20 protein-coding genes and 1 riboswitch are annotated in these 18,634 nt (G+C 50.1%); of the genes, 7 read left to right on the plus strand and 13 right to left on the minus strand.

Translation table 11 applies throughout. The features are described 5' to 3' along the window. Positions 1 to 27: 27 nt before the first annotated feature. Entirely contained in the window at positions 28 to 1,161 is a 1,134-nt protein-coding gene (locus ACLIN2_RS19590) for a class I SAM-dependent methyltransferase (protein WP_400587213.1), read from the minus strand. Positions 1,162 to 1,291: 130 nt separating this feature from the next. Here ACLIN2_RS19590 and ACLIN2_RS19595 point away from each other — a divergent pair, with 130 nt between their 5' ends. Continuing rightward, positions 1,292 to 2,365, plus strand: coding sequence for a coiled-coil domain-containing protein (locus tag ACLIN2_RS19595; RefSeq protein ID WP_411504566.1), 1,074 nt, complete (start codon positions 1,292 to 1,294; stop codon positions 2,363 to 2,365). 25 nt (positions 2,366 to 2,390) lie between these two features. On the opposite strand, the gene ACLIN2_RS19600 is transcribed toward ACLIN2_RS19595, so the two are convergent. Next, positions 2,391 to 3,689, minus strand: a complete 1,299-nt coding sequence (locus ACLIN2_RS19600; protein ID WP_411501885.1) for a CapA family protein — start codon at positions 3,687 to 3,689, stop codon at positions 2,391 to 2,393. A 95-nt stretch (positions 3,690 to 3,784) separates the two neighbouring features. Further along, positions 3,785 to 4,432, minus strand: a complete 648-nt coding sequence (locus ACLIN2_RS19605) for an MBL fold metallo-hydrolase (protein ID WP_411501886.1) — start codon at positions 4,430 to 4,432, stop codon at positions 3,785 to 3,787. 57 nt (positions 4,433 to 4,489) lie between these two features. On the opposite strand from ACLIN2_RS19605, the gene ACLIN2_RS19610 reads away from it, so the two are divergent. Further along, entirely contained in the window at positions 4,490 to 4,996 is a 507-nt protein-coding gene (locus ACLIN2_RS19610) for a hypothetical protein (protein WP_411501887.1), read from the plus strand. A 52-nt stretch (positions 4,997 to 5,048) separates the two neighbouring features. On the opposite strand, the gene ACLIN2_RS19615 is transcribed toward ACLIN2_RS19610, so the two are convergent. Next, on the minus strand, positions 5,049 to 5,570 hold the full coding sequence (locus tag ACLIN2_RS19615) for a hypothetical protein (RefSeq protein WP_411501888.1): 522 nt from the start codon (positions 5,568 to 5,570) through the stop codon (positions 5,049 to 5,051). Positions 5,571 to 5,641: 71 nt separating this feature from the next. Beyond that, positions 5,642 to 6,088, minus strand: a complete 447-nt coding sequence (locus tag ACLIN2_RS19620) for a hypothetical protein (protein WP_092267729.1) — start codon at positions 6,086 to 6,088, stop codon at positions 5,642 to 5,644. 138 nt (positions 6,089 to 6,226) lie between these two features. Here ACLIN2_RS19620 and ACLIN2_RS19625 point away from each other — a divergent pair, with 138 nt between their 5' ends. Next, a complete protein-coding gene (locus ACLIN2_RS19625) occupies positions 6,227 to 6,703 on the plus strand; it encodes a DinB family protein (RefSeq protein WP_122961737.1) in 477 nt (158 codons plus the stop codon). A gap of 350 nt (positions 6,704 to 7,053) precedes the next feature. On the opposite strand, the gene ACLIN2_RS19630 is transcribed toward ACLIN2_RS19625, so the two are convergent. Then, entirely contained in the window at positions 7,054 to 8,388 is a 1,335-nt protein-coding gene (locus ACLIN2_RS19630) for a PhoH family protein (protein WP_092267726.1), read from the minus strand. Positions 8,389 to 8,564: 176 nt separating this feature from the next. On the opposite strand from ACLIN2_RS19630, the gene ACLIN2_RS19635 reads away from it, so the two are divergent. Continuing rightward, entirely contained in the window at positions 8,565 to 9,185 is a 621-nt protein-coding gene (locus ACLIN2_RS19635; RefSeq protein ID WP_400587207.1) for a YhcN/YlaJ family sporulation lipoprotein, read from the plus strand. 34 nt (positions 9,186 to 9,219) lie between these two features. Here ACLIN2_RS19635 and ACLIN2_RS19640 read toward each other — a convergent pair whose 3' ends face one another. From ACLIN2_RS19640 to ACLIN2_RS19650, 3 genes are all read right to left on the minus strand, one after another. Then, positions 9,220 to 10,407: an aminotransferase class I/II-fold pyridoxal phosphate-dependent enzyme gene (locus ACLIN2_RS19640; RefSeq protein ID WP_411501889.1), complete on the minus strand. Its 1,188-nt coding sequence runs from the start codon at positions 10,405 to 10,407 to the stop codon at positions 9,220 to 9,222. After that, entirely contained in the window at positions 10,404 to 11,567 is a 1,164-nt protein-coding gene (locus ACLIN2_RS19645) for an aminotransferase class I/II-fold pyridoxal phosphate-dependent enzyme (RefSeq protein WP_092267723.1), read from the minus strand. The genes ACLIN2_RS19640 and ACLIN2_RS19645 overlap by 4 nt, the downstream gene beginning before the upstream one ends. Before the next feature lie 94 nt (positions 11,568 to 11,661). After that, positions 11,662 to 11,781, minus strand: a riboswitch (SAM riboswitch). 82 nt (positions 11,782 to 11,863) lie between these two features. Next, positions 11,864 to 12,322 (minus strand): pyridoxamine 5'-phosphate oxidase family protein, encoded by a 459-nt coding sequence (locus tag ACLIN2_RS19650; RefSeq protein ID WP_092267722.1) that lies wholly within the window; start codon positions 12,320 to 12,322, stop codon positions 11,864 to 11,866. Between the two features lie 147 nt (positions 12,323 to 12,469). Between ACLIN2_RS19650 and ACLIN2_RS19655 the strand changes: the two genes are divergently transcribed. Further along, positions 12,470 to 12,799 (plus strand): DUF5665 domain-containing protein, encoded by a 330-nt coding sequence (locus tag ACLIN2_RS19655; protein WP_092267721.1) that lies wholly within the window; start codon positions 12,470 to 12,472, stop codon positions 12,797 to 12,799. Positions 12,800 to 12,808: 9 nt separating this feature from the next. On the opposite strand, the gene ACLIN2_RS19660 is transcribed toward ACLIN2_RS19655, so the two are convergent. The 3 genes from ACLIN2_RS19660 to ACLIN2_RS19670 form a co-directional block, all read right to left on the minus strand. Continuing rightward, positions 12,809 to 14,215: a hypothetical protein gene (locus tag ACLIN2_RS19660; RefSeq protein WP_411501890.1), complete on the minus strand. Its 1,407-nt coding sequence runs from the start codon at positions 14,213 to 14,215 to the stop codon at positions 12,809 to 12,811. A 176-nt stretch (positions 14,216 to 14,391) separates the two neighbouring features. After that, complete coding sequence (locus tag ACLIN2_RS19665; protein ID WP_122921854.1) at positions 14,392 to 14,664, minus strand: hypothetical protein; 273 nt, start codon at positions 14,662 to 14,664, stop codon at positions 14,392 to 14,394. Between the two features lie 10 nt (positions 14,665 to 14,674). Beyond that, positions 14,675 to 15,001: a YlaH-like family protein gene (locus ACLIN2_RS19670; protein WP_092267718.1), complete on the minus strand. Its 327-nt coding sequence runs from the start codon at positions 14,999 to 15,001 to the stop codon at positions 14,675 to 14,677. A 230-nt stretch (positions 15,002 to 15,231) separates the two neighbouring features. Between ACLIN2_RS19670 and ACLIN2_RS19675 the strand changes: the two genes are divergently transcribed. Together ACLIN2_RS19675 and ACLIN2_RS19680 are read left to right on the plus strand one after the other, a co-directional pair. Beyond that, positions 15,232 to 15,711: a glutathione peroxidase gene (locus ACLIN2_RS19675; protein ID WP_411501891.1), complete on the plus strand. Its 480-nt coding sequence runs from the start codon at positions 15,232 to 15,234 to the stop codon at positions 15,709 to 15,711. A 280-nt stretch (positions 15,712 to 15,991) separates the two neighbouring features. Then, on the plus strand, positions 15,992 to 16,318 hold the full coding sequence (locus ACLIN2_RS19680; protein ID WP_411501892.1) for a hypothetical protein: 327 nt from the start codon (positions 15,992 to 15,994) through the stop codon (positions 16,316 to 16,318). Between the two features lie 447 nt (positions 16,319 to 16,765). Here ACLIN2_RS19680 and typA read toward each other — a convergent pair whose 3' ends face one another. Next, positions 16,766 to 18,607 carry a translational GTPase TypA gene (typA, locus tag ACLIN2_RS19685; RefSeq protein WP_411501893.1) on the minus strand — a complete coding sequence of 614 codons (1,842 nt, stop codon included), beginning with the start codon at positions 18,605 to 18,607 and terminating at the stop codon, positions 16,766 to 16,768. Positions 18,608 to 18,634: the final 27 nt, after the last annotated feature.

The raw sequence follows: 18,634 nt of genomic DNA on the forward strand, positions 1-18,634 counted from the left end.
TACAGAGCATCTTTTTTATTTGTTTTTTTATCGCCAAACTTCCTCGAGAAAACGCAAGCCTGTGTGATTCTCGATCGCTTTGGACTGAACCATGACGCGAAATCGGCCTCCCAAGCCTGCTGGATCGATCAGCTGCTGGATGGCCCGGTTGCGTTTCATCGCCACGCTGGTAAACGGATCTCGGTCCTGATGAGCCACGGCCTTGTGCAGCAGACCGCTCCTGATCAAAAACTTGTCCTGCCGCAGATAGGCGATCTCCTTTAATCCCTCTCGCTCTCCGAAATCTCCCCACGCTGAAAAATTCACGTGAGCCGTTATATCCTCTTCTCCTGGATGCGCAAAAGGATTATCGTGCGCCTGATGACGATAGTAGCACATCAGCGTTCCATTTTTTCGGCTAGGGTGATACAAATCCTCTTGGCGATCTCCGTAGTCGATGGTCACAACAAAGCCTCGTTTCAGGAGCCGCGATACGTCGCGCGCTGCCTCCTCCATGCCCAGATTGATCTCTAGACGCATTCCATTTGGCAATCTCCAATCCTGTTCATCTAAAAAAGCTGCCAATGCGGGTGTAACCACGCCCTTTTCCTCTCCAAAGCCCGATTCCTGACTCTTCACCCACACCTCCTGCCAGCCTCGTGCTGATTTTTCCACGATATGAACCGGAAAAGCATCCAGCCATTCGTTTGAGAGGATGACCCCTTCAATCGTCTGCTGGTCAGCCGCTTCGGCGAGAGACGAATACCAGTGCTTTGGCACATGATGGGCGATGAGCGCTTCCTCCTGCAGCTTTCGATGATACGGGCTCGTTTCAATGAGGATGACCTTCATCGCCTGATACAGGTCTGGTGCTTCCTGCTGCAGCCGATCGAGTATATTGCAGCACTGTCTTCCTGTTCCTCCCCCAATCTCGACGAGGACAGGTGCTTGCATCTGCGAAATACGCCACATATCCGCTACTACATCTGCCAGCGTTTCTCCGAACACAGGATGGACCGAGGCGCTTGTAAAAAAGTCGCCGTCTTTTCCCACCTTTGGTTTGTCCGACATGTAGTATCCGTAAACCGGATGGTACAAAGCCAGCTCCATGTAACGCGCAAAGGGAATGGCCCTTTCGGAACGACTCTCAATTTCCCTGTGAATGACGGCATATAGATCCATATAGACTCTTCTCCTGCTATTCAAATTCAACCTGATAAGGCTATAATACGAAAAGAAGTCATACAATGTGGAGAGAATAGGTGCATTCATCTCGTACACCGCTTCCCATCACGATACAAAAGGTGAAATCATGCGCAAATTTCTGCTCATCTTGTTCCTAGTTGTATGTCCGCTGACGGTATTCGCCGAGGAGGAGAAGCCCGTTTCTTTGGAGCAGCTGATCTTGCAGCAGCATTTTACTCAAAAAGAATTGGAGCGTACCCTCACCCTCATCAAAAAAGAGGAGACACGGACCCAAGGAGATATTGCTCAGCTCGAGCTTGATCTGAAACGACAGAAGCTGGTTATCGAAGCCATGCATCGCCATGCAGGGGAAGTGGCGAGGGCCTATTATACAGGCGAGCGCGCCAATCTTCTGACACTGCTGCTCAATGCGGAAAATTTCAACGAGTTTTTATTGATGTTTGATTTTATTCAAATTCTCTATGACCGGGATATGCAGCGGCTGGAAATGTATCAGACGGAACGAACCAAGCTAGTCACCATGCAGGAAGAAGAGCACAACCGCCTCGCACAGCTGAAGGAGCTGCGGCAAAAATACGAAGCGCAGCTGTCTGAGATGCTTGCCATTCAGGCTGAGAAAGAGAAAAACGTACAAAAACTGGACGACCCCACAACCGTCGAAGCCCTGATGGATCGTCTCATCGCTGATTGGCAAAAACGGGGACTGCCCGCGTTTCAGACGTTTTTCGGCGTTCTCGCTGATGTCATGGTGCAAGTGCCTGAGCTCGCCACGCCCGATCGCATTCAGTCAGATGGACTACTCTCGCATACACTCGTCATCAATCAGGATGATTTCAACCAGTTTCTGATGAATAAAGACGAACTGTTCAAGCAATCCCACTTTTCCTTTGAGGACAACAAACTGATTGTGGACGGTACCTACGATCACATGCAGCTTCGGCTGGTCGGCACGTACGAGCTCGTCTCTCCTTCTGAATTGAAGTTCCATATCTCCGAGCTGTACTTTGATGGTTTTGCCCTACCACCATCCACTGTTGCGGATATGGAAAAAATGTATGATCTCGGCTTCTACCCCGGATTGATTTCCCCGAACATTCAAGTGGAAGGCATCTCGATGCAAGACGAGGAGCTAAAGCTTCATTTGCGCTTGAATCTGCCTTTCGGGTTTGGCAGCAAATAGGAAAAAGAAAGAAGGCCAGCTCCCTTTAGCTGGCTTTTTTCTTTGATACAACTGTACTCACATGCACAGCCATTTCCTGATCCAGGCGTTGCATATACGCGATGGCGTCTTTCGTAAGGGTCGGATATTTTTCTCCCTTTTCGAGCATGGCTAACGTCTGGGGAACGGGATAAATGACATAATTGCGTTTCCCTGCCTTGCGAAAGAAATGCACGTAGGTCGGAATCATCTCGGCGCTTTCGATGGACGCTACTCCTGTCTCGCTTTTGTGCAGCGTCATGCGCAGAATTGCTCCCACGTCCTTGTAATCCCAACGCTGAGCAGAAATGAAATTGCCCAGAGAGTAGGCAATCAGGCCTTTATGCTCTCTGCCATCCTCCAGGGTTACCGTCTTCCATTCATAGGGCTGTACAACGTGTGGATGGGCTCCCAGGATCAGATCCGCGCCGTACTGAATGCACAGCTCCGCCGTTTTTTTCTGCGCTTCATTTGGCAGGCGCTGATACTCGACTCCAAAATGAAGCGCTACCGCTACCAGATCTGCCCCTTTTTCGCGTGCCCGGGCAATGTCCTTCTTGATCAGAGCAGGATCGATCAGATTGATCAAATACGGCTTGCCGGCAGGAATGGGAATCCCGTTCGTTCCGTAGGTATACGACAGTAGTGCAAGTGTAAACCCATCCTTTTTCAGCAGCAAGGGCTCATCCCGCTCTGCTGGACTGGCAAAAGTACCGGTATGCAGAATGCCAGCCTGATCAAGATGCTGGATGGTTTTCAAAACTCCTGGCTCTTTGCGGTCCAACGAATGATTATTGGCGGTCGATACGGCAGTAAATCCGACGTCCTTTAGCGTGGTAGCCAGTTCAGCCGGCGAATTGAACATGGGATATCCGGAATATCCAGCTTCCCTGCCACTCATTGTCGTCTCGAGGTTGCCAATCACCCAATCTGCCTCCCGAAAAAGCGGCACCACATTCGTAAAGAACGAGTGAAAGTCATACTCCTTTTTGCCCGGATTCCAAGCGGCATCCAGCTGCTCCTGGTGCATCATGATATCCCCTACGGCCATCACCGTCAGGCGCTGTTCGGGAAAACGGGAGGTTGGCTCTTCCACTGGGGTTGTAGCAGGTGGTTCTTCCGGTTCTTCCGGCTTTTCAGTCTGTGCTGTTTGTTCCTCTGAAGGCGTAACGGGAAGAGTCGGAGCCGCCGTTTCAGCAGGAGTGGTGGAGGGTCTTTCCTGATTGGCAGCGGGCGGGACACAACCCGTCATGCATACACAGCCAATCGCCAGGATCACAGCCCAACGGCACCATTTTTCAGTCATACATACGTCTCCTTTTTCCTTTGTGACCCTTCCCTTTTCGCCACCTGCTACGAAAATCCTCTCACGGGGCTACCAAACAGCGGCCTATTTCAAACTTATCGTAACAACCCTGTCACGAAAGGATTGAAGTTTTTCTCGGAATCAATCGTCGTTTTCGGTCCGTGTCCCGGATACACGATCGTATCGTCATTGAGCTCGAACAATTTGTCCTGGATGCTGATCATGAGTGTTTCGTAATCCCCGCCTGGCAAGTCCGTACGTCCAATGCTCTGCGCAAACAAAACGTCCCCCCCAAAGCAATGTCTGCCTATGACGAAAGAGCAGCTGCCTGGGGAATGTCCCGGGGTATGCATGACCTGAATCGTGAAGCCTGCAAGCTCCAATGTTTGTCCGTCCGCCAGCTCATTTTCCGCTCGCTCGCATACAATCGGCTCGGGTAAATTCCAGCGGCTGGAACCATTCAAATCCGGATCTGTCAGCCAATCCTGCTCCAAGGGATGGATGTAGACAGGTGCATGAGTCAATGCCCGAACATCATTCAACCCTCCGATATGATCGAGGTGGGCGTGTGTAAGCAAGATCGCTACCACCTGTTTATTCTTGATAGCTTGCAGCATGGGCTCGGGCGTCATCCCCGGGTCAATGACGATCGTCTCACCTGTACCCGTGTTTGTGAGAACATACGCATTGGTTTGAAAATCTCCGAGTGGAAAGACTTGGATCGAAAGTTGTTGTTCGCTCATAGGAACCTCCTCATATTTTTGATACGATAAGAAAAAAGCTCTTAGGTGGTGGATCGTATGCGTTCTATGTACGGCGTAGAAATTCAAATACCAGCAGGAAAGCTGCCTGGGTTCTATGCTCAAGTCATACATAAAATTGGCGATCATGTCAATGTATTTGACCGGGATCAATTGCTTTTCATCGTGGAAAACGAGGACGAGCGCGACAAGCTGGAAGAAGTATTGCGCAAGCCCAATATGCTCGGAGACGTGTTCCCTCTTCTCCTCATGCCTTCGACCGCAAAGATCGAGGCGCTGGATGACAGAGGCTTCATCAGTCAAAACGAGCATCTTTATCTTTATGCAGATCGTATAGCTGTGTTCACGCTGCCAGAAAATCTCGGAAGTGAACCGGATCGCTGGGCAGCGCGCGAACAGCTGAGAGAACATTTGGTAGGCCAGATTCCCGGCTCCCCTGCGGCTCCCGCTCCTTCCTACATCATCGACGGCTCCCTGACTGAACTGGTGGAAGGGACTGCGCGGGCTTACCAGGTATCTTTGGAATGGGTCCATCGCGAAGAATAAAGCAAAAAGGAAGGTGCGTTCCTAATCGAACCACCTTCCTTTCGCATTCGCTCTAAAGCTTGTCAAAACGCATCCAGGCCACCTGGTTATTGGCGAGTCCAAAGCTCGCCTTGTAGCTTTTTCCCTGATAGATGACTTCCTTTTCGCCAGTTCCCATCCCGTATAATTGGGTCAGCTTTTCGGAAGCGTCATACATGGCCAGCCCTCTGATCGTTTTAAACTTCTGCGCATCCTCCTGCGGCACTCCGCTGAGCATGATGGATTGAAGCTGGCCCTTCTGCACTTTCAAAATGAGCTGGGTCCGGTCGATCAGCAGCATCCCCATGACGGCGTCTCCCTCTCCTGCCGCCATTTGATCCACCGTGTATGTCTGCCTCGTCACCATATCCATGAAATCAGCCTTGGTCGGCCTTAGAATTTCGATTGCTTCCTTTACGTTTTGACCTAAATAGACTCCATTAATCCCATACTCTTTTGGATTTTCTGCATCAAATTCATTTCCAGAGCATGCCTGCAGGAAAATAACTGCCAATACGAACATCACCATCATTTGAATAAATCGGGTATACTTCATGACGCCCACCTTTTCGCCAGTATGTACCCCGCTATCTTACCGCACTGCTGTCTATGCGGCAAGAATCGTTGTTATCTCCGTGGCCCCGTCACTTTCTCCCGCGGGCGATTCGGTGGTTGGTTGCTATTCATGCTCTGCTTATAGCCCTCTACAATTTTCAAGAGGGAAGCGAAAAATGGCGAGCCAAACACGGCTACGATTCCCCAGATCCAGGTTCCCAGCTTCCACGAATGCTCTACATAGGCCGTCTTTGCTCCAGTCAGGATGAGGGCAGGGTCTATGCCCATCACCCCGAAAATGATGCCGGCAGCTACAACAGAGATGAGCAGATTGAAAAAGCGTTTGTAGTGATTCAGCCTGGCTGCATGATTCACATCTTCCCAGCAATCCTCCTTGGGCTCGTAATCCGTTGCCAGAAATGGAATGACCGACTTGCACGCCTCTGTTACCCCAGCTGCTGCACTCGATACCGCCGTTACATAAATAAGAAACGCTATAGATGAGTCCAAATTCACCACACCACTCCACCCCCTAGTACATTTGTATGGGAGAAAGCGGACAACTTGCAAAATAATCATGAACGAAACCGTTTTCCTGGGGCGGATTTTAAGGTAACATGGACGCATACCACCATTTTAAGGAAAGGGGTTTTTTCTATGTCTAACAGCTCTTACATCTGGGATTCCTACGATCTGGTACGCAACATCACCCTGTCCGCATTGAACAGTGTTTCTGAAGAGGTGGCAGACGTCATACCTGAAGGCTTTAACAACAACATTCGCTGGAACTTCGGTCACATCCTGGTTACTCAAGACCTCTTCATGTACGGCCCAAGCTGTCCGAACTTGCCTGCAAACTATGCAGCACTGTTTGCGCCAGGTACCAAGCCTGCAAACTGGGAAGGCGACGTTCCTTCGTTGGCAACTCTCGCTGCGCAATTGGAGGAGCAAAAGGCTCGCATTAAAGAAACCTTTGCTGATCGTTTGGATGAAAAGCTGTCACAGCCATTCCAGCTCGGTAACAAAGGAACTATGAACACCATTGGCGAACTGTTTACTTTTTCCTTGTTCCACGAAGGTATGCATATGAACGCGCTGGGCGCTTTGAAGAAAGCAACCACTACAGGAAAATAGGCATGCCTGCAAAGCCAAAGCCCGGGATTACAATCCGGGCTTTTTTTGTATCCTTTGCTAACCGCGCTTTTCGCAAAAATGAAACCGCCCCCAATAAGGGAGCGGTCCTTGTCGAGCCCAATTGCTTATGGGGTTTTACCGATTATTCTCTTTGGCACTTCAACCTCCACGAGAGAGTTTGCTTTACCGTAAGAATCTAGGTTGTTCCACCAACGCGACTTTCGCCGACTGCTTGTTCATGTGTATCCACGGATATTCGCCTCCTGCAAGGCTTTACGCCGTTTAAACCATGAATCATCGGGCTCGACAAACCTATTATGATCCCATTTCTCAAAAGCTATACACCTTTTTTACAAAAGATCGGCAGCGAGCTGTGCCAGTACGCTCCGTTCGCCTTTTTCCAGCTTGATGTGCCCCGCCAGCTTTTGATCCTTGAACAGCTCCACGACATAGGTCAAGCCGTTGTTGCTCTCATCCAAATACGGATGGTCAATCTGTTCCGGGTCCCCCATCAGCACGATCTTGGAGCCATCGCCAACGCGGGTCAGGATCGTTTTCACCTCATGCTTCGTCAGGTTTTGCGCTTCATCGATAATGATGAACTGCCCTGGGATGGAGCGCCCCCGAATATAGGTCAATGCCTCTACCTGCAAGCTCCCCATGCCCGCCAAAATTTTATCCAAATCTCCAGGACGTTTCGTATTGAACAAGTATTCCAGATTATCGTAAATCGGCTGCATCCATGGCCTCAGCTTTTCTTCCTTCTCGCCAGGCAGGTAGCCGATGTCTTTTCCGAGTGGAACAATCGGTCTTGCAACCAGAAGCTTTTTGTATTTCTGCTGATCCTCAATTTGCAAAAGTCCTGCGGCCAATGCCAGCAGGGTTTTTCCTGTTCCGGCCTTGCCAGTCATGGTGACCAGCGGGATATCGTCTCGAAGCAATAGCTCTGTCGCCATTCGCTGCTGAACGTTCCGCGCTCGTATCCCCCAGATCGGGTCGTCATCCGATACGAGCATCTCCAATGCTTTGCCATCTGGATCGACCTTGCCGATAGCGGATATTGATGGGTTGATTTCATCCTTCAATACCAGGAATTGATGAGGATAAAATCGGTATTTTGGAAAACAAGAGGCAAGCTGCAGCCTTCGCGTCGCATAGTAAGATTTAATGATCTCGGAGGCGACCATCATTTTCTGATACCCCGTATAAATGCTGGAGAATTCACCTACCACGCGATCAGAAAGGAAGTCTTCCGCTGTCAGGCTCAGCGCATCTGCCTTGACACGCATCAACGCGTCCTTGCTGACGAGAATGACGGGGCGGGGGTTTGGAGAAAGGTTTTCTTCTTCTTGCAGATTCAATGCGACAGCGAGGATGCGATTGTCGTTCGTCATTTCGGTAAACTGTTTTTGCAGCTGATGCAGCGAAGAATGATTCAGCTCCACTCGGAAGAGTCCGCCCGTTTCCAGCGTGATCCCTGTGTGCAAGTGTCCCAGCTCACGGAAGCTGTCAAAAAGCCGCGAAACGTACCGTGCGTTGCGGCCTATTTCATCCATGTACCGCTTTTTGGAATCAATTTCTTCCAACACCACTGCGGGTATAACAATTTCATTGTCGGCGAAGGAAAACATCGCCCGTGGATCTTGCAGGAGTACGTTGGTGTCCAGTACGTAGATTTTCTTCAAAATCTCGCCTCCTATTACCCATCTTATATACCCTATGCAATTTTTGGAGGGATGCTCTGGTGCGGCGACGTGATGTACTACAGTTTATGTTGACGGATACACAGATAGACGGACCTTTCCCAGAATGAAAACAAGCTGGCCGGAACAAAATACTCGTAACTGCTGGGAAAAGGAGAATGCCTGTGAAACGGACTGTTACCTACTACCTTGGTATTTGCGTGTTGCTCACCGCATGCATGTCAGGCAATAAACCGCCGGCCAACCAGGCTGCGCCGCCGCCCAATCAACAAGTGCCCCATACGCAGCGCGTTCAGCAAACTGCGCCGCAGCCGACGTATAATCAATCCTCGCAAGCGACAGCGGATCGCCTCGTCCAGCTGGCGACTCGCGTGAAAAAGGTAAACGGTGCGACTGCTGTCGTGATCGGAAAAATTGCCGTCGTAGGTATCGATGTGGATGCGAGTCTGGACCGGCCAGAAGTGGGAGTCATCAAGTACACCGTTGCCGAAGCGCTCAAGGAGGATCCTCAGGGGGCTAATGCGGTTGTAACAGCTGACCCTGATATCGTCCAGCGCCTCCGAGAAATGACGGCCGATATTCGCCGCGGTCATCCTGTATCTGGTTTTGCCGAAGAACTGGCGGATATCGTAGGACGCATCATTCCTCAACTGCCTCGTGATGTACGCCATCGTGAAGAAACACCGTCACAAGAAAATGAGCAGCGCATCAACAAGAGCAACAACTCACATCCAACCGGGAACAAGAATATCAACGTCAATCGAACAGGTGCACCTTAAACACATGCAGCAAAAAAAGGCATTCGCCCAGGCTTTACGCCCGGGAGAATGCCTTTTCTGATGGCGCCGCCGCCTCCAAAGAAGGCAGGGAATCCAATGCTTGCTGCAAATCCAAAATCAAATCATCCACATCTTCGAGTCCAGCCGATAGACGGATCAGCCCATCGGTAATCCCGCGCTGTGCTCTTTCCTCTGCTGGCATCGCCGCATGCGACATCGCTGCCGGGTAGGAGAGAATCGTTTCAACGGCCCCCAGGCTCACAGCGACGATCGGCAGCTTCACCCGATCAAAAAGCGCTTTTGCCCGTTCGCGGCTCCCTACGTCAAAGGAAAGCACAGCACCATGACCACTGGCTTGCGCTTCCTGGATCTCATGGCCAGGATGGTCAGCCAGACCCGTGTAATAGACGCGCGTGACGGCAGGATGTGCCTGGAGCCAATGCGCGATTTTTTCTGCTGTACGTGTGCTGACATCCAGACGCGCTTTTAATGTTTTCAGACCGCGCATGACCAGCCAGCAGTCCTGTACGCCGAGAATCGCCCCCATGCCGTTTTGTATAAAGTAGAGCTGCTCTCCCAGCGCTGTATCGCGTGTAACCGCCAAACCAGCTACGACATCGCTGTGACCCCCGATGAATTTTGTCGCGCTGTGAATGACAATATCTGCCCCCAGCTCCAGCGGGCGCTGATAATACGGGGTCAAAAACGTGTTATCCACGATGACCAACAACCCGTTTTCTTTCCCAATTTGACACACAGCCGATAGATCTGTCACCTTTAGTGTTGGATTGGACGGTGTCTCCAAATAGATGCCCTTTGTCGTCGGCTGGATCGCAGCCCTGACGGCTTCTGTCTGTGAGGCATCAACGAACGTGACGGTTATCCCCATCCGGGACAGCACTTTCGTCAAGAAGCGAAAAGTCCCTCCATAGACGTCCTCTGCAACGACGACATGATCCCCAGCGGAAAAAAGCATGAACACGCTGGAAATGGCAGCCATACCGGAAGCAAAAGCGAAGCCTCTCTCTCCGCCCTCTAGACCTGCAATCGCGTGCTCCAAGGCTTCGCGGGTCGGATTGCCGGACCGCGCATAATCGAATTTGCCTGGCTGATCCAAATCAGTCTGATGAAACGTAGAAGCCTGGTAAATCGGTACCGACGACGCGCCTGTAGCCGGATCAAAGCACGATGTGCCATGCAGCACTCTGGTGGCAAAATTCATCGCACACTCCCCCCAACCGTCAAGCTCGCATCCAGCGCCTGGCACAAGTCTGCAATCAGGTCATCCGGATGCTCAATGCCCACAGACAAGCGGAGCAGACGGTCACATACCCCGACATACTCGCGAATCTCCAGTGGGATATCCGCATGTGTCTGCGTCGCCGGATATGTACACAATGATTCAACCCCACCCAGACTTTCTGCAAAGGATACGATTTGCAAATGCTTCAAAAACGGCTTCACTTGATCCGCTGAGCGCACCCGGAAGGAAACCATGCCACTAAATCCACTCGACTGCTTCAACTGCACCTCGTGTCCCGGATGATCCACCAGCCCAGGATAAAAGACTTCCGTTACGGCTGGATGCTCTTTCAGCTTGCTCGCCACGGCAAAGGCATTGGATTGATGGCGTTGCATCCGCAAGGCCAGAGTCTTCATCCCCCGAAGCAGAAGCCAGCTGTCCTGTGGACCTAAAACCGCTCCGATGGAATTATGCAAAAAACGGATTTTTTCCGATAATTCTTGCCCTTTTGTTACGATCAAACCTGCCAGCACATCATTGTGTCCGCCGAGATACTTGGTCGCGCTATGCAGGACGATATCTGCTCCCAGCTCAAGTGGGCGTTGACAATAGGGAGTCATGAACGTATTGTCTACGATGGTCAAGAGACCGTGCTGTTTTGCAAGCTGCGCCACTTCTCCAATATCCGTAATCTGAATCAGGGGGTTTGTCGGTGTCTCCACAAAAATGGCTTTGGTTTCAGGCTTCACAGCTGATTCCAGCACTGCCAAGTCACGCAAATCTACATACGAGAACGTCAATCCGTAACGGGACAAAACCTGTTCAAACAGTCGATATGTCCCCCCGTACAAGTCTAGTGAGACAATCAAATGATCTCCTTGGGAAAACAAGCCCATGACGGTGTGGATAGCCGCCATTCCGGAAGCACACGCGAAGCCGCCATCGCCTGATTCCGCTGCCGCAATCGCCTCTTCCAGAACCACACGAGTAGGATTCGCTGTTCGCGTATAATCAAACCCTGTGCTTTCCCCCAACGTCGGATGGCGATAAGCTGTTGAATAGTAGACAGGGAAATTAACCGCCCCCGTCTTTTCGTCTTTCCCTACACCCGCTTGAACAAGTTTTGTCTCCAAATGCATCTGTTTTCTCTCCCTCCAATAGTGTAAGAGGGGCATGAAAAAAAGCCCCTTTCCTCTGAAAGAAGGCTTTGATTACGTCGCCGTAAGCAAGACCTTCTCATCTTTCAGAGTTTGATAACTCTGCAGGAATTAGCACCATTATCTCCCTGTATAAATACAGGTGATTGGTTGCCGGGCATCATCGGGCCAGTCCCTCCGCCTCTCTGGATAAGAAGATTGCTATTCAATTTGATTGATCCTAATACTAACGGATGGGCATCTTCCTTGTCAACAGGATTTTCCACCTAGCCCCTTCGCTAGTTTGCGTTTTTCAAGGCTTCCATCACTTGATTGTCCAGCTTTGCCGCTGCATTTTTATCGTATGTTTTTTCATATTGCGGCTCGACAGAAATACGAGAACCATAGAACATGATGTCCCGCACTGCTTCAATGGCTATTTCCACCATAGCCAGCTTGAGTGGAACACCTTCGAGCCTTTCCGATTTTACGACCGCCCGACCGTTGATCGCATAAGAGGAGCCAGCCCCGATCAGATGCAAAACAACCTGCGGCTCTTTTGTAATATTGGTTAAGATGCGCGATCGGTTATCCACAGCAAAGCGGATCAAATCGCTAGACGCCGCATAAGTCCAGGACAAGGAACTGAGGGCAGGAGAACCCGACTCGTGATCGATGGTAGCCAGCGTGACAAAACGCTCCTTTTGCAAGAGCCCATACAATTCTTCTGACAGGGATCGGGAAACGGTTTCAGCCATTTTGCTTGCCTCCTTGTAAACGTAACGTACGCTTATTGTACCCTCCTGGAAAAGGTTTAGGCAAACGTTTCCTCTTTGTCTTGCTTCTCCCTCTTTTTTTCCCTAAACTGGAAGAAATCCAAACGACTTAGAAATGGAGGCTACCTGATGACTCCCACTGACCGCTTGCTTACCCAAATTGACCAGTTGCTGCAGGAAATCAAAGAGGTGCGCAAACTAAACGAGCGTATGGATAAAATCGCCATGTTTCTCGAAGATATTCGTCTCGCAGACATCGTCCAAAACTATACAGCCCCGCGCAAGCTGCTCTGGATCAATTTCCTCGCAGGCCTTGCCCGGGGTCTGGGTCTGACGATAGGAACTGCCATCGTGCTTGCGCTGCTTGGCTCGCTCCTGTCTCAGTTCTTATCCATACCGATTATTGGCGATTACATAAAAGACTTGGTAGACTACGTACAATCCTACAAGCAGCCGTGAGACCCATGATTAATGGTCATCACGGTCTTTCCCGGCATCATCACCTCGTTCGCGATCATACTCCTCGGCATTTTGCTTCGACCACTCGCCCTGCTTTTTCCAAAAGCCATACGCATTCCCTTTCGGATAGTGGTCAAGCTTCCCTTTTTCCTTTTTATCCTTTGCTTCGTCCTCATCGTCGCGTTTTTCAGCTTCCCGCTTCAAAATGTCAGCTAAGCCCTTGATGATGTTTGTTGCGAACGCAGCCTGTTTCACCAGCTTATCGTTGACGTACAGCTCCAGACGAACAGCATCCTCCTGAAAGCTCAGGTTTTTCAGAGGAAGCTTGAGTGTGTATTCCCCTTTGTCATTTGGCTTCACTTCTTGCTTTTTGCCATCAAGCTTCGTCACCATCAGCTTGATTCCACTATTTTTGGCCCAACCTACGACATTGCCTTTCACTTGGATGCTTTTGGTTTTCTGATCCAGGGCAGCTGCTCCGGATAGCGCGTAGGTTTTCACTTCTTCTTTGGCCGGCGCATTGATAACCTCGATGTCCAATGTGTCGGAATCACGCTTCTCATCGTCTACGTAAACATCGAGCGTAGCCTTGCCTGTCGTGCCTTTGACGTTTTTCAGCGTAATGCTGTAGCTGCCCACACCATCCCACAGCTTTTTCACTTTTCCTTCGCCTTTTACCCCATCGATCGTCACGACAACCTTATCTACATCCTGCTTGACGATCCCTTTGACTTTCAGTTCCCCTTTTTTCGCGTCGAGCACGGCCAAGCTATGTATGATCAGCGCTGCTTCTTCCTCCGCTTGCGGGATTACCTTCACTTTTTCGCTATCCACCAGCGCACTGCCAGCGTACGCACTGACCGTAACGTATTGCTCACTTGCTGTGTCTTGAGAAGCAAAGGTCACGGTAAAGGAATGCTCGCTAGTCGGAACGACCTCGATATTATCGCCATTCGGTTTTTTTACAACGACTTTGGTAACATCTTTTGTCACGATGCCTTTGATGTAAACCTTATTGCTTTTGGTTTGTCCACTGACGCTGACGATCTCCTCTTTTTCATCCGTAAAACGAACCTCCAGCCAAATATCGCTGTAGTATTGGTTGTAAAATCGCTCCCACTCTTCTTTGTTCTCTTCCATATATGATTGCAATTTTGTATTCAGTTTTAGTTCATCCACGATGATGTATAGATGCTCCGCCTGAGTTTTGAGCAGCATATTCAACGTTTCTGGATCGTTTTTCGCCAATTCCTTCAGGTTGTAGCGGGTGACTTCCTTTCCTGCCTCGTTCATGACCACTTTGGTTGCACTCGGTGATCCAAACGAGCTGGCATTCGCGAAAATCGGAGTCAATGCCCCAATAATCCCAGCTGCCGCCACTACCGCCAATACAGGCTTTTTCGTTATCTTTTTCATAGTAGTTCCCCCTCTTCGTATGCCAATAATCTCCTGCTTGACGTAAAGCACTTTTACAGACGATATACGCGTTCAATAGGTTGCATAAACAAGAAAACCGCTTCTTTTGACCTAGAAAGGAAAAGTCCAGATAAAAAAACCTCCCAGATCCTCTCTGGAAGGTTTCGCACACTAGCTTATTGATTGTATTTCGGCTCACTTTCGATAGCATGGAGCAGTGCCTCCACGAGCTCTGCGGGAAAGCGGCCTTCCCACTCGGCCGAAGCCACTTGGCCAAAGACGATATACCAGGCACCCTCGATCCGGTAGCCCAGTCCCGTCATTTGATGATCCTCGCGCAACAACTCCAAAAAAAACGAGGCCGTATCTTGCGCCGACCGATCATCTGGACGTGCATCTGCAACGACTTGTATTTGTATCCAATTAAAGAGGGCGTCATCTCGCTTCACTTCATTACCCTCACTTTCTCTGCGCTTGTTCTGGTTTGATTCTAAGCTTCACGATCACGAGAATCAAAATGGCTACTAGCATTGCGCTCTTAACCGGAAGCTGAACATCCAGGATGGCAAATATTAATGCTCCTGCAAACAAGAGGACGTAGAGTAATATCGTTTTGAGGATCGGCATGCGAATCCTTGTCGCGAAGCCAAGATAGTAGACTAAAACCAATTGCACAAACAAAATCCAGGCCCGATTGTGATCCGCCCATAAACGAAAGCTGTCAAAGGCAGAAAGCTGATCCGGGTCGGCAGGAACGTAGGTTGACGCTAGTTGAATCCAATCCATTCGAATAATTCCTCCTGTTTCGCACACGACCAGATGTCTCGTGCAAGCCGTGGATGCAGATTTCTCCGCGGCTTCGTACTTTCGTGCTTGTACCCTTTACTATCAAAATCTATCCATTTAACTTTATCAGGTGGCGTATTTTCTGTCAAAACCTGTTACACCTCATCGCTGGCTAGCGAGCAAATGGACATGGTATGATGGCTTTGAGAATAGAAAAAGGTGGGAAAACAATGAGCCTATATGACGTAGCAGTAAAAACGATCTCCGGGGAAGAAACCACGCTTGCGAAGTACAGGGGCAAAGTGCTTTTGATCGTAAACACCGCGAGCCAATGCGGCCTGACGCCACAGTACAAAGGCCTGCAGGAGCTCTACGAACGTTACCAGGAGCAAGGCTTGGTCGTGCTCGGCTTCCCGTGCAACCAGTTCGCAGGTCAAGAGCCGGGCAGCGAGGACGAAATCGCTCAATTCTGCGATAGTAATTACGGCGTTACTTTTCCCCTTTTCGCCAAGGTAGACGTAAACGGTCCAAACACCCATCCTTTGTATCAGCGCTTGAAATCTGAAGCTCCGGAAGGAAACGGCGAGGATATCGAGTGGAACTTTGGAAAATTTCTCGTCACGAAAGAAGGGCAAGTGGCCAAAAGAATTGGGCCGCGCGTCCAGCCAGAAGAGATTGCAGGCGATATCGACGCCCTGCTGCAGGCTTGATTGACCAACACGATCAGAATTCGCCCCTTCGCCTACGTATCGAAGGGGCTTTTTTCCGCCTAATCCGGAAGAATTGTTGAATTTCCCACGACAGGCGACTATACAGAACTACCGACAAGTGCGTATGGATAGTAGTAAGACATTCGCACAAAATACTACTTTTTAAAAAAGGACGGTGATCACATCGAGACGTGCAAATCCCCCTAAATCAAGCAGCGCTCCCCTTCTTCGTTCTTTCGGTGGCCCCCACCGTCCTTTAGCGGATCGGGTGACTTCTCATGTGAAAGCAGAAAAACGAAGCGCCAAGCTACCTGGCGGCCGGCAAAGGAAAATGCAGGAGCCAAAGCCCGTCCGTAAAAAAAGCACGCGACAGATTAACCGCTCAGAGAATCGCCATGACTACCAGGAAGAAAACGAGAACGAGATCACCATCGCCCCAACCTCTAATGATCATCGGGAGCTGCCGCCATCGCCTCCTCCCGTGCAGGTGCCTAAACATCTGTTACGTTCCGATCCCAAGCAGCCCGTAGAGGATTTATCATTAACCCCATTTGCACCTGAGACTATCCCTTCAGAGCCCGAGCATCTAACTCCCTGTCAGCTCTGAATCTGATGTTCTCCCGTGCCACATCTCTTCCTCCATATTCAGCACGCCAGCTGTCGCTTCGAAAAACGATGCCGTCATTTACCCGCAAATCAAATATGCCAAGAAGCCTGAGAAAACCTTGATATATACAACCGTGCTAGAAGAGATGCGAGAGGTTCATTGGGAGCAGTTCATCCAGGTGAAATGGAATCATAACTGGTCGCAGATGCATTGTGAGGCACAGATGACCGTAAACGGAGCTCGATATAGGCGGTACTTGAAGACAGTCAATTGCTATGAGAAAACGTTTTCAGTTTGCAGGAGCAACAAGTGCCTATTCCGACACTTTGTCCACCTCCTCCGCCACCCCCCCTTTCATTGCCCGAAAAAATAATCGGTGGGTTGCTGCAAAAAGAAAAAGCCGTTTGTCCCTGCAAAACAGGCAAACGGCTTTTCTCTATTGGTTGGTTACGCTTGTGGTTGAGCTTCCCAACGTCTTTGTTTTTCATAACGCTCACGGTCGGATTTGTTCAAATGCTTCTTACGCAGACGAACAGATTGAGGAGTCACTTCGCAGAGCTCATCATCGTTCAGATACTCGAGCGCCTCTTCCAGCGTCAAGATACGAGGAGTTTTCATTTTCACTGTCTCGTCTTTTGTCGCGGAACGAACGTTAGTCGCATGCTTTTCTTTACATACGTTTACCGTCAGGTCATTGTCGCGGTTATGCTCGCCCACGATCATTCCCTCATATACTTCCGTACCGGCTTGGATAAACATGATTCCACGGTCTTCCACAGACATCAGACCATAAGTGGTAGCTGTACCTGTTTCATGCGAAATCAATACCCCTGCATGACGTCCACCTACCGGACCTTGAACCAGCGGACGATAGCTGTCAAACGAGTGGTTCAGGATTCCGTAACCACGAGTAATGGTCATGAATTCGGTACGGTAGCCGATCAGACCACGGGACGGGATGATGAATTCCAGGCGAACCTGTCCAAAACCGTTGTTTACCATGTTTACCATCTCAGCCTTGCGTTGGCCAAGGGTTTCCATAACAGGACCTGTGTACTCTTCTGGCACGTCGATCACCAGCATCTCTGCCGGCTCCATTTTTTGGCCGTCAATCATACGCACGATTACTTCCGGCTTGGACACGCCCAGCTCAAAGCCTTCGCGGCGCATATTTTCAACCAGGATGGACAGATGCAATTCGCCGCGTCCAGATACGATGAAAGCATCTGGGGAATCCGTTTCGTCTACACGAAGAGATACATCTGTCTCGAGCTCATCCATCAGGCGATCACGCAGCTTGCGAGAAGTTACGTGCTTGCCTTCCCGTCCAGCAAACGGACTGTTGTTCACGAGGAACGTCATTTGCAGAGTAGGTTCGTCAATTTTCAAGAATGGCAATGGATCTGGATGATCGACGTCACAAACGGTTTCCCCAACGTTGATATCATCCAAGCCTGCAATCGCGACAATGTCTCCCGCTTTTGCTGTTTTTTGCTCCACGCGCTGCAGACCGGAGAAGCCGAACAGCTTTTGAATACGCATTTTTTTCAATACACCTTCACGGGTTGTTACCGAAACCATATCGTTCACGTTCATCGTACCACGGTAAATACGTCCAATCCCGATACGACCCAAGAAGTCGTTGTAGTCGAGCATGGTTACTTGCATTTGCAGCGGCGCGTTTTCATCTGCATCTGGAGCAGGCATGTGCTCGATGATGGTGTCAAACAGCGGACGCAGGTCGCCTTCCAGCTTGTCTGGTTCCATACCAGCGATTCCTTGCAAGCCCGAAGCGTATACGATCGGGAAGTCCAATTGATCCTCTGTAGCGTCCAGGTCAATGAACAGGTCATATACTTCGTTGATCACTTCTTGTGGACGAGCATTGTCGCGGTCCACTTTGTTTACAACGACGATCGGCGTAACTTTTGCTTCCAGCGCTTTTTTCAAAACAAAGCGGGTTTGTGGCATACAGCCCTCAAACGCATCGACGATCAACAGAACGCCGTCCACCATGCTCATAATCCGTTCTACCTCGCCGCCGAAGTCTGCGTGGCCCGGGGTATCCAGGATGTTGATGGTAAACTCATTGTATTTAACCGATGTGGTTTTTGCCAGGATTGTAATTCCGCGCTCCCGCTCCAGGTCGTTGGAGTCCATCATTCTCTCCTCTACCTGCTGATTGCTACGGAATGTGCCCGATTGAATTAACAGTTTGTCAACCAGTGTGGTTTTCCCGTGGTCAACGTGGGCAATAATCGCGATGTTGCGTATGTCAAGACGCTTCATGTGAACCTCCTCTGTTATGCATACCTT

The sequence above is a fragment of the Brevibacillus centrosporus genome (assembly GCF_046622605.1).
In the GTDB taxonomy this organism is placed as follows: Bacteria; Bacillota; Bacilli; order Brevibacillales; family Brevibacillaceae; genus Brevibacillus; species Brevibacillus centrosporus.

Excerpts from the sequence above, each read along its gene's own strand:
- ACLIN2_RS19590 (WP_400587213.1), bottom strand. The coding sequence starts at position 1,161 with ATGGATCTATATGCCGTCATTCACAGGGAAATTGAGAGTCGTTCCGAA.
- ACLIN2_RS19595 (WP_411504566.1), top strand. The coding sequence starts at position 1,292 with ATGCGCAAATTTCTGCTCATCTTGTTCCTAGTTGTATGTCCGCTGACG.
- ACLIN2_RS19600 (WP_411501885.1), bottom strand. The coding sequence starts at position 3,689 with ATGACTGAAAAATGGTGCCGTTGGGCTGTGATCCTGGCGATTGGCTGT.
- ACLIN2_RS19605 (WP_411501886.1), bottom strand. The coding sequence starts at position 4,432 with ATGAGCGAACAACAACTTTCGATCCAAGTCTTTCCACTCGGAGATTTT.
- ACLIN2_RS19610 (WP_411501887.1), top strand. The coding sequence starts at position 4,490 with ATGCGTTCTATGTACGGCGTAGAAATTCAAATACCAGCAGGAAAGCTG.
- ACLIN2_RS19615 (WP_411501888.1), bottom strand. The coding sequence starts at position 5,570 with ATGAAGTATACCCGATTTATTCAAATGATGGTGATGTTCGTATTGGCA.
- ACLIN2_RS19625 (WP_122961737.1), top strand. The coding sequence starts at position 6,227 with ATGTCTAACAGCTCTTACATCTGGGATTCCTACGATCTGGTACGCAAC.
- ACLIN2_RS19635 (WP_400587207.1), top strand. The coding sequence starts at position 8,565 with ATGCCTGTGAAACGGACTGTTACCTACTACCTTGGTATTTGCGTGTTG.
- ACLIN2_RS19640 (WP_411501889.1), bottom strand. The coding sequence starts at position 10,407 with ATGAATTTTGCCACCAGAGTGCTGCATGGCACATCGTGCTTTGATCCG.
- ACLIN2_RS19645 (WP_092267723.1), bottom strand. The coding sequence starts at position 11,567 with ATGCATTTGGAGACAAAACTTGTTCAAGCGGGTGTAGGGAAAGACGAA.
- ACLIN2_RS19650 (WP_092267722.1), bottom strand. The coding sequence starts at position 12,322 with ATGGCTGAAACCGTTTCCCGATCCCTGTCAGAAGAATTGTATGGGCTC.
- ACLIN2_RS19655 (WP_092267721.1), top strand. The coding sequence starts at position 12,470 with ATGACTCCCACTGACCGCTTGCTTACCCAAATTGACCAGTTGCTGCAG.
- ACLIN2_RS19660 (WP_411501890.1), bottom strand. The coding sequence starts at position 14,215 with ATGAAAAAGATAACGAAAAAGCCTGTATTGGCGGTAGTGGCGGCAGCT.
- ACLIN2_RS19670 (WP_092267718.1), bottom strand. The coding sequence starts at position 15,001 with ATGGATTGGATTCAACTAGCGTCAACCTACGTTCCTGCCGACCCGGAT.
- ACLIN2_RS19675 (WP_411501891.1), top strand. The coding sequence starts at position 15,232 with ATGAGCCTATATGACGTAGCAGTAAAAACGATCTCCGGGGAAGAAACC.
- typA (WP_411501893.1), bottom strand. The coding sequence starts at position 18,607 with ATGAAGCGTCTTGACATACGCAACATCGCGATTATTGCCCACGTTGAC.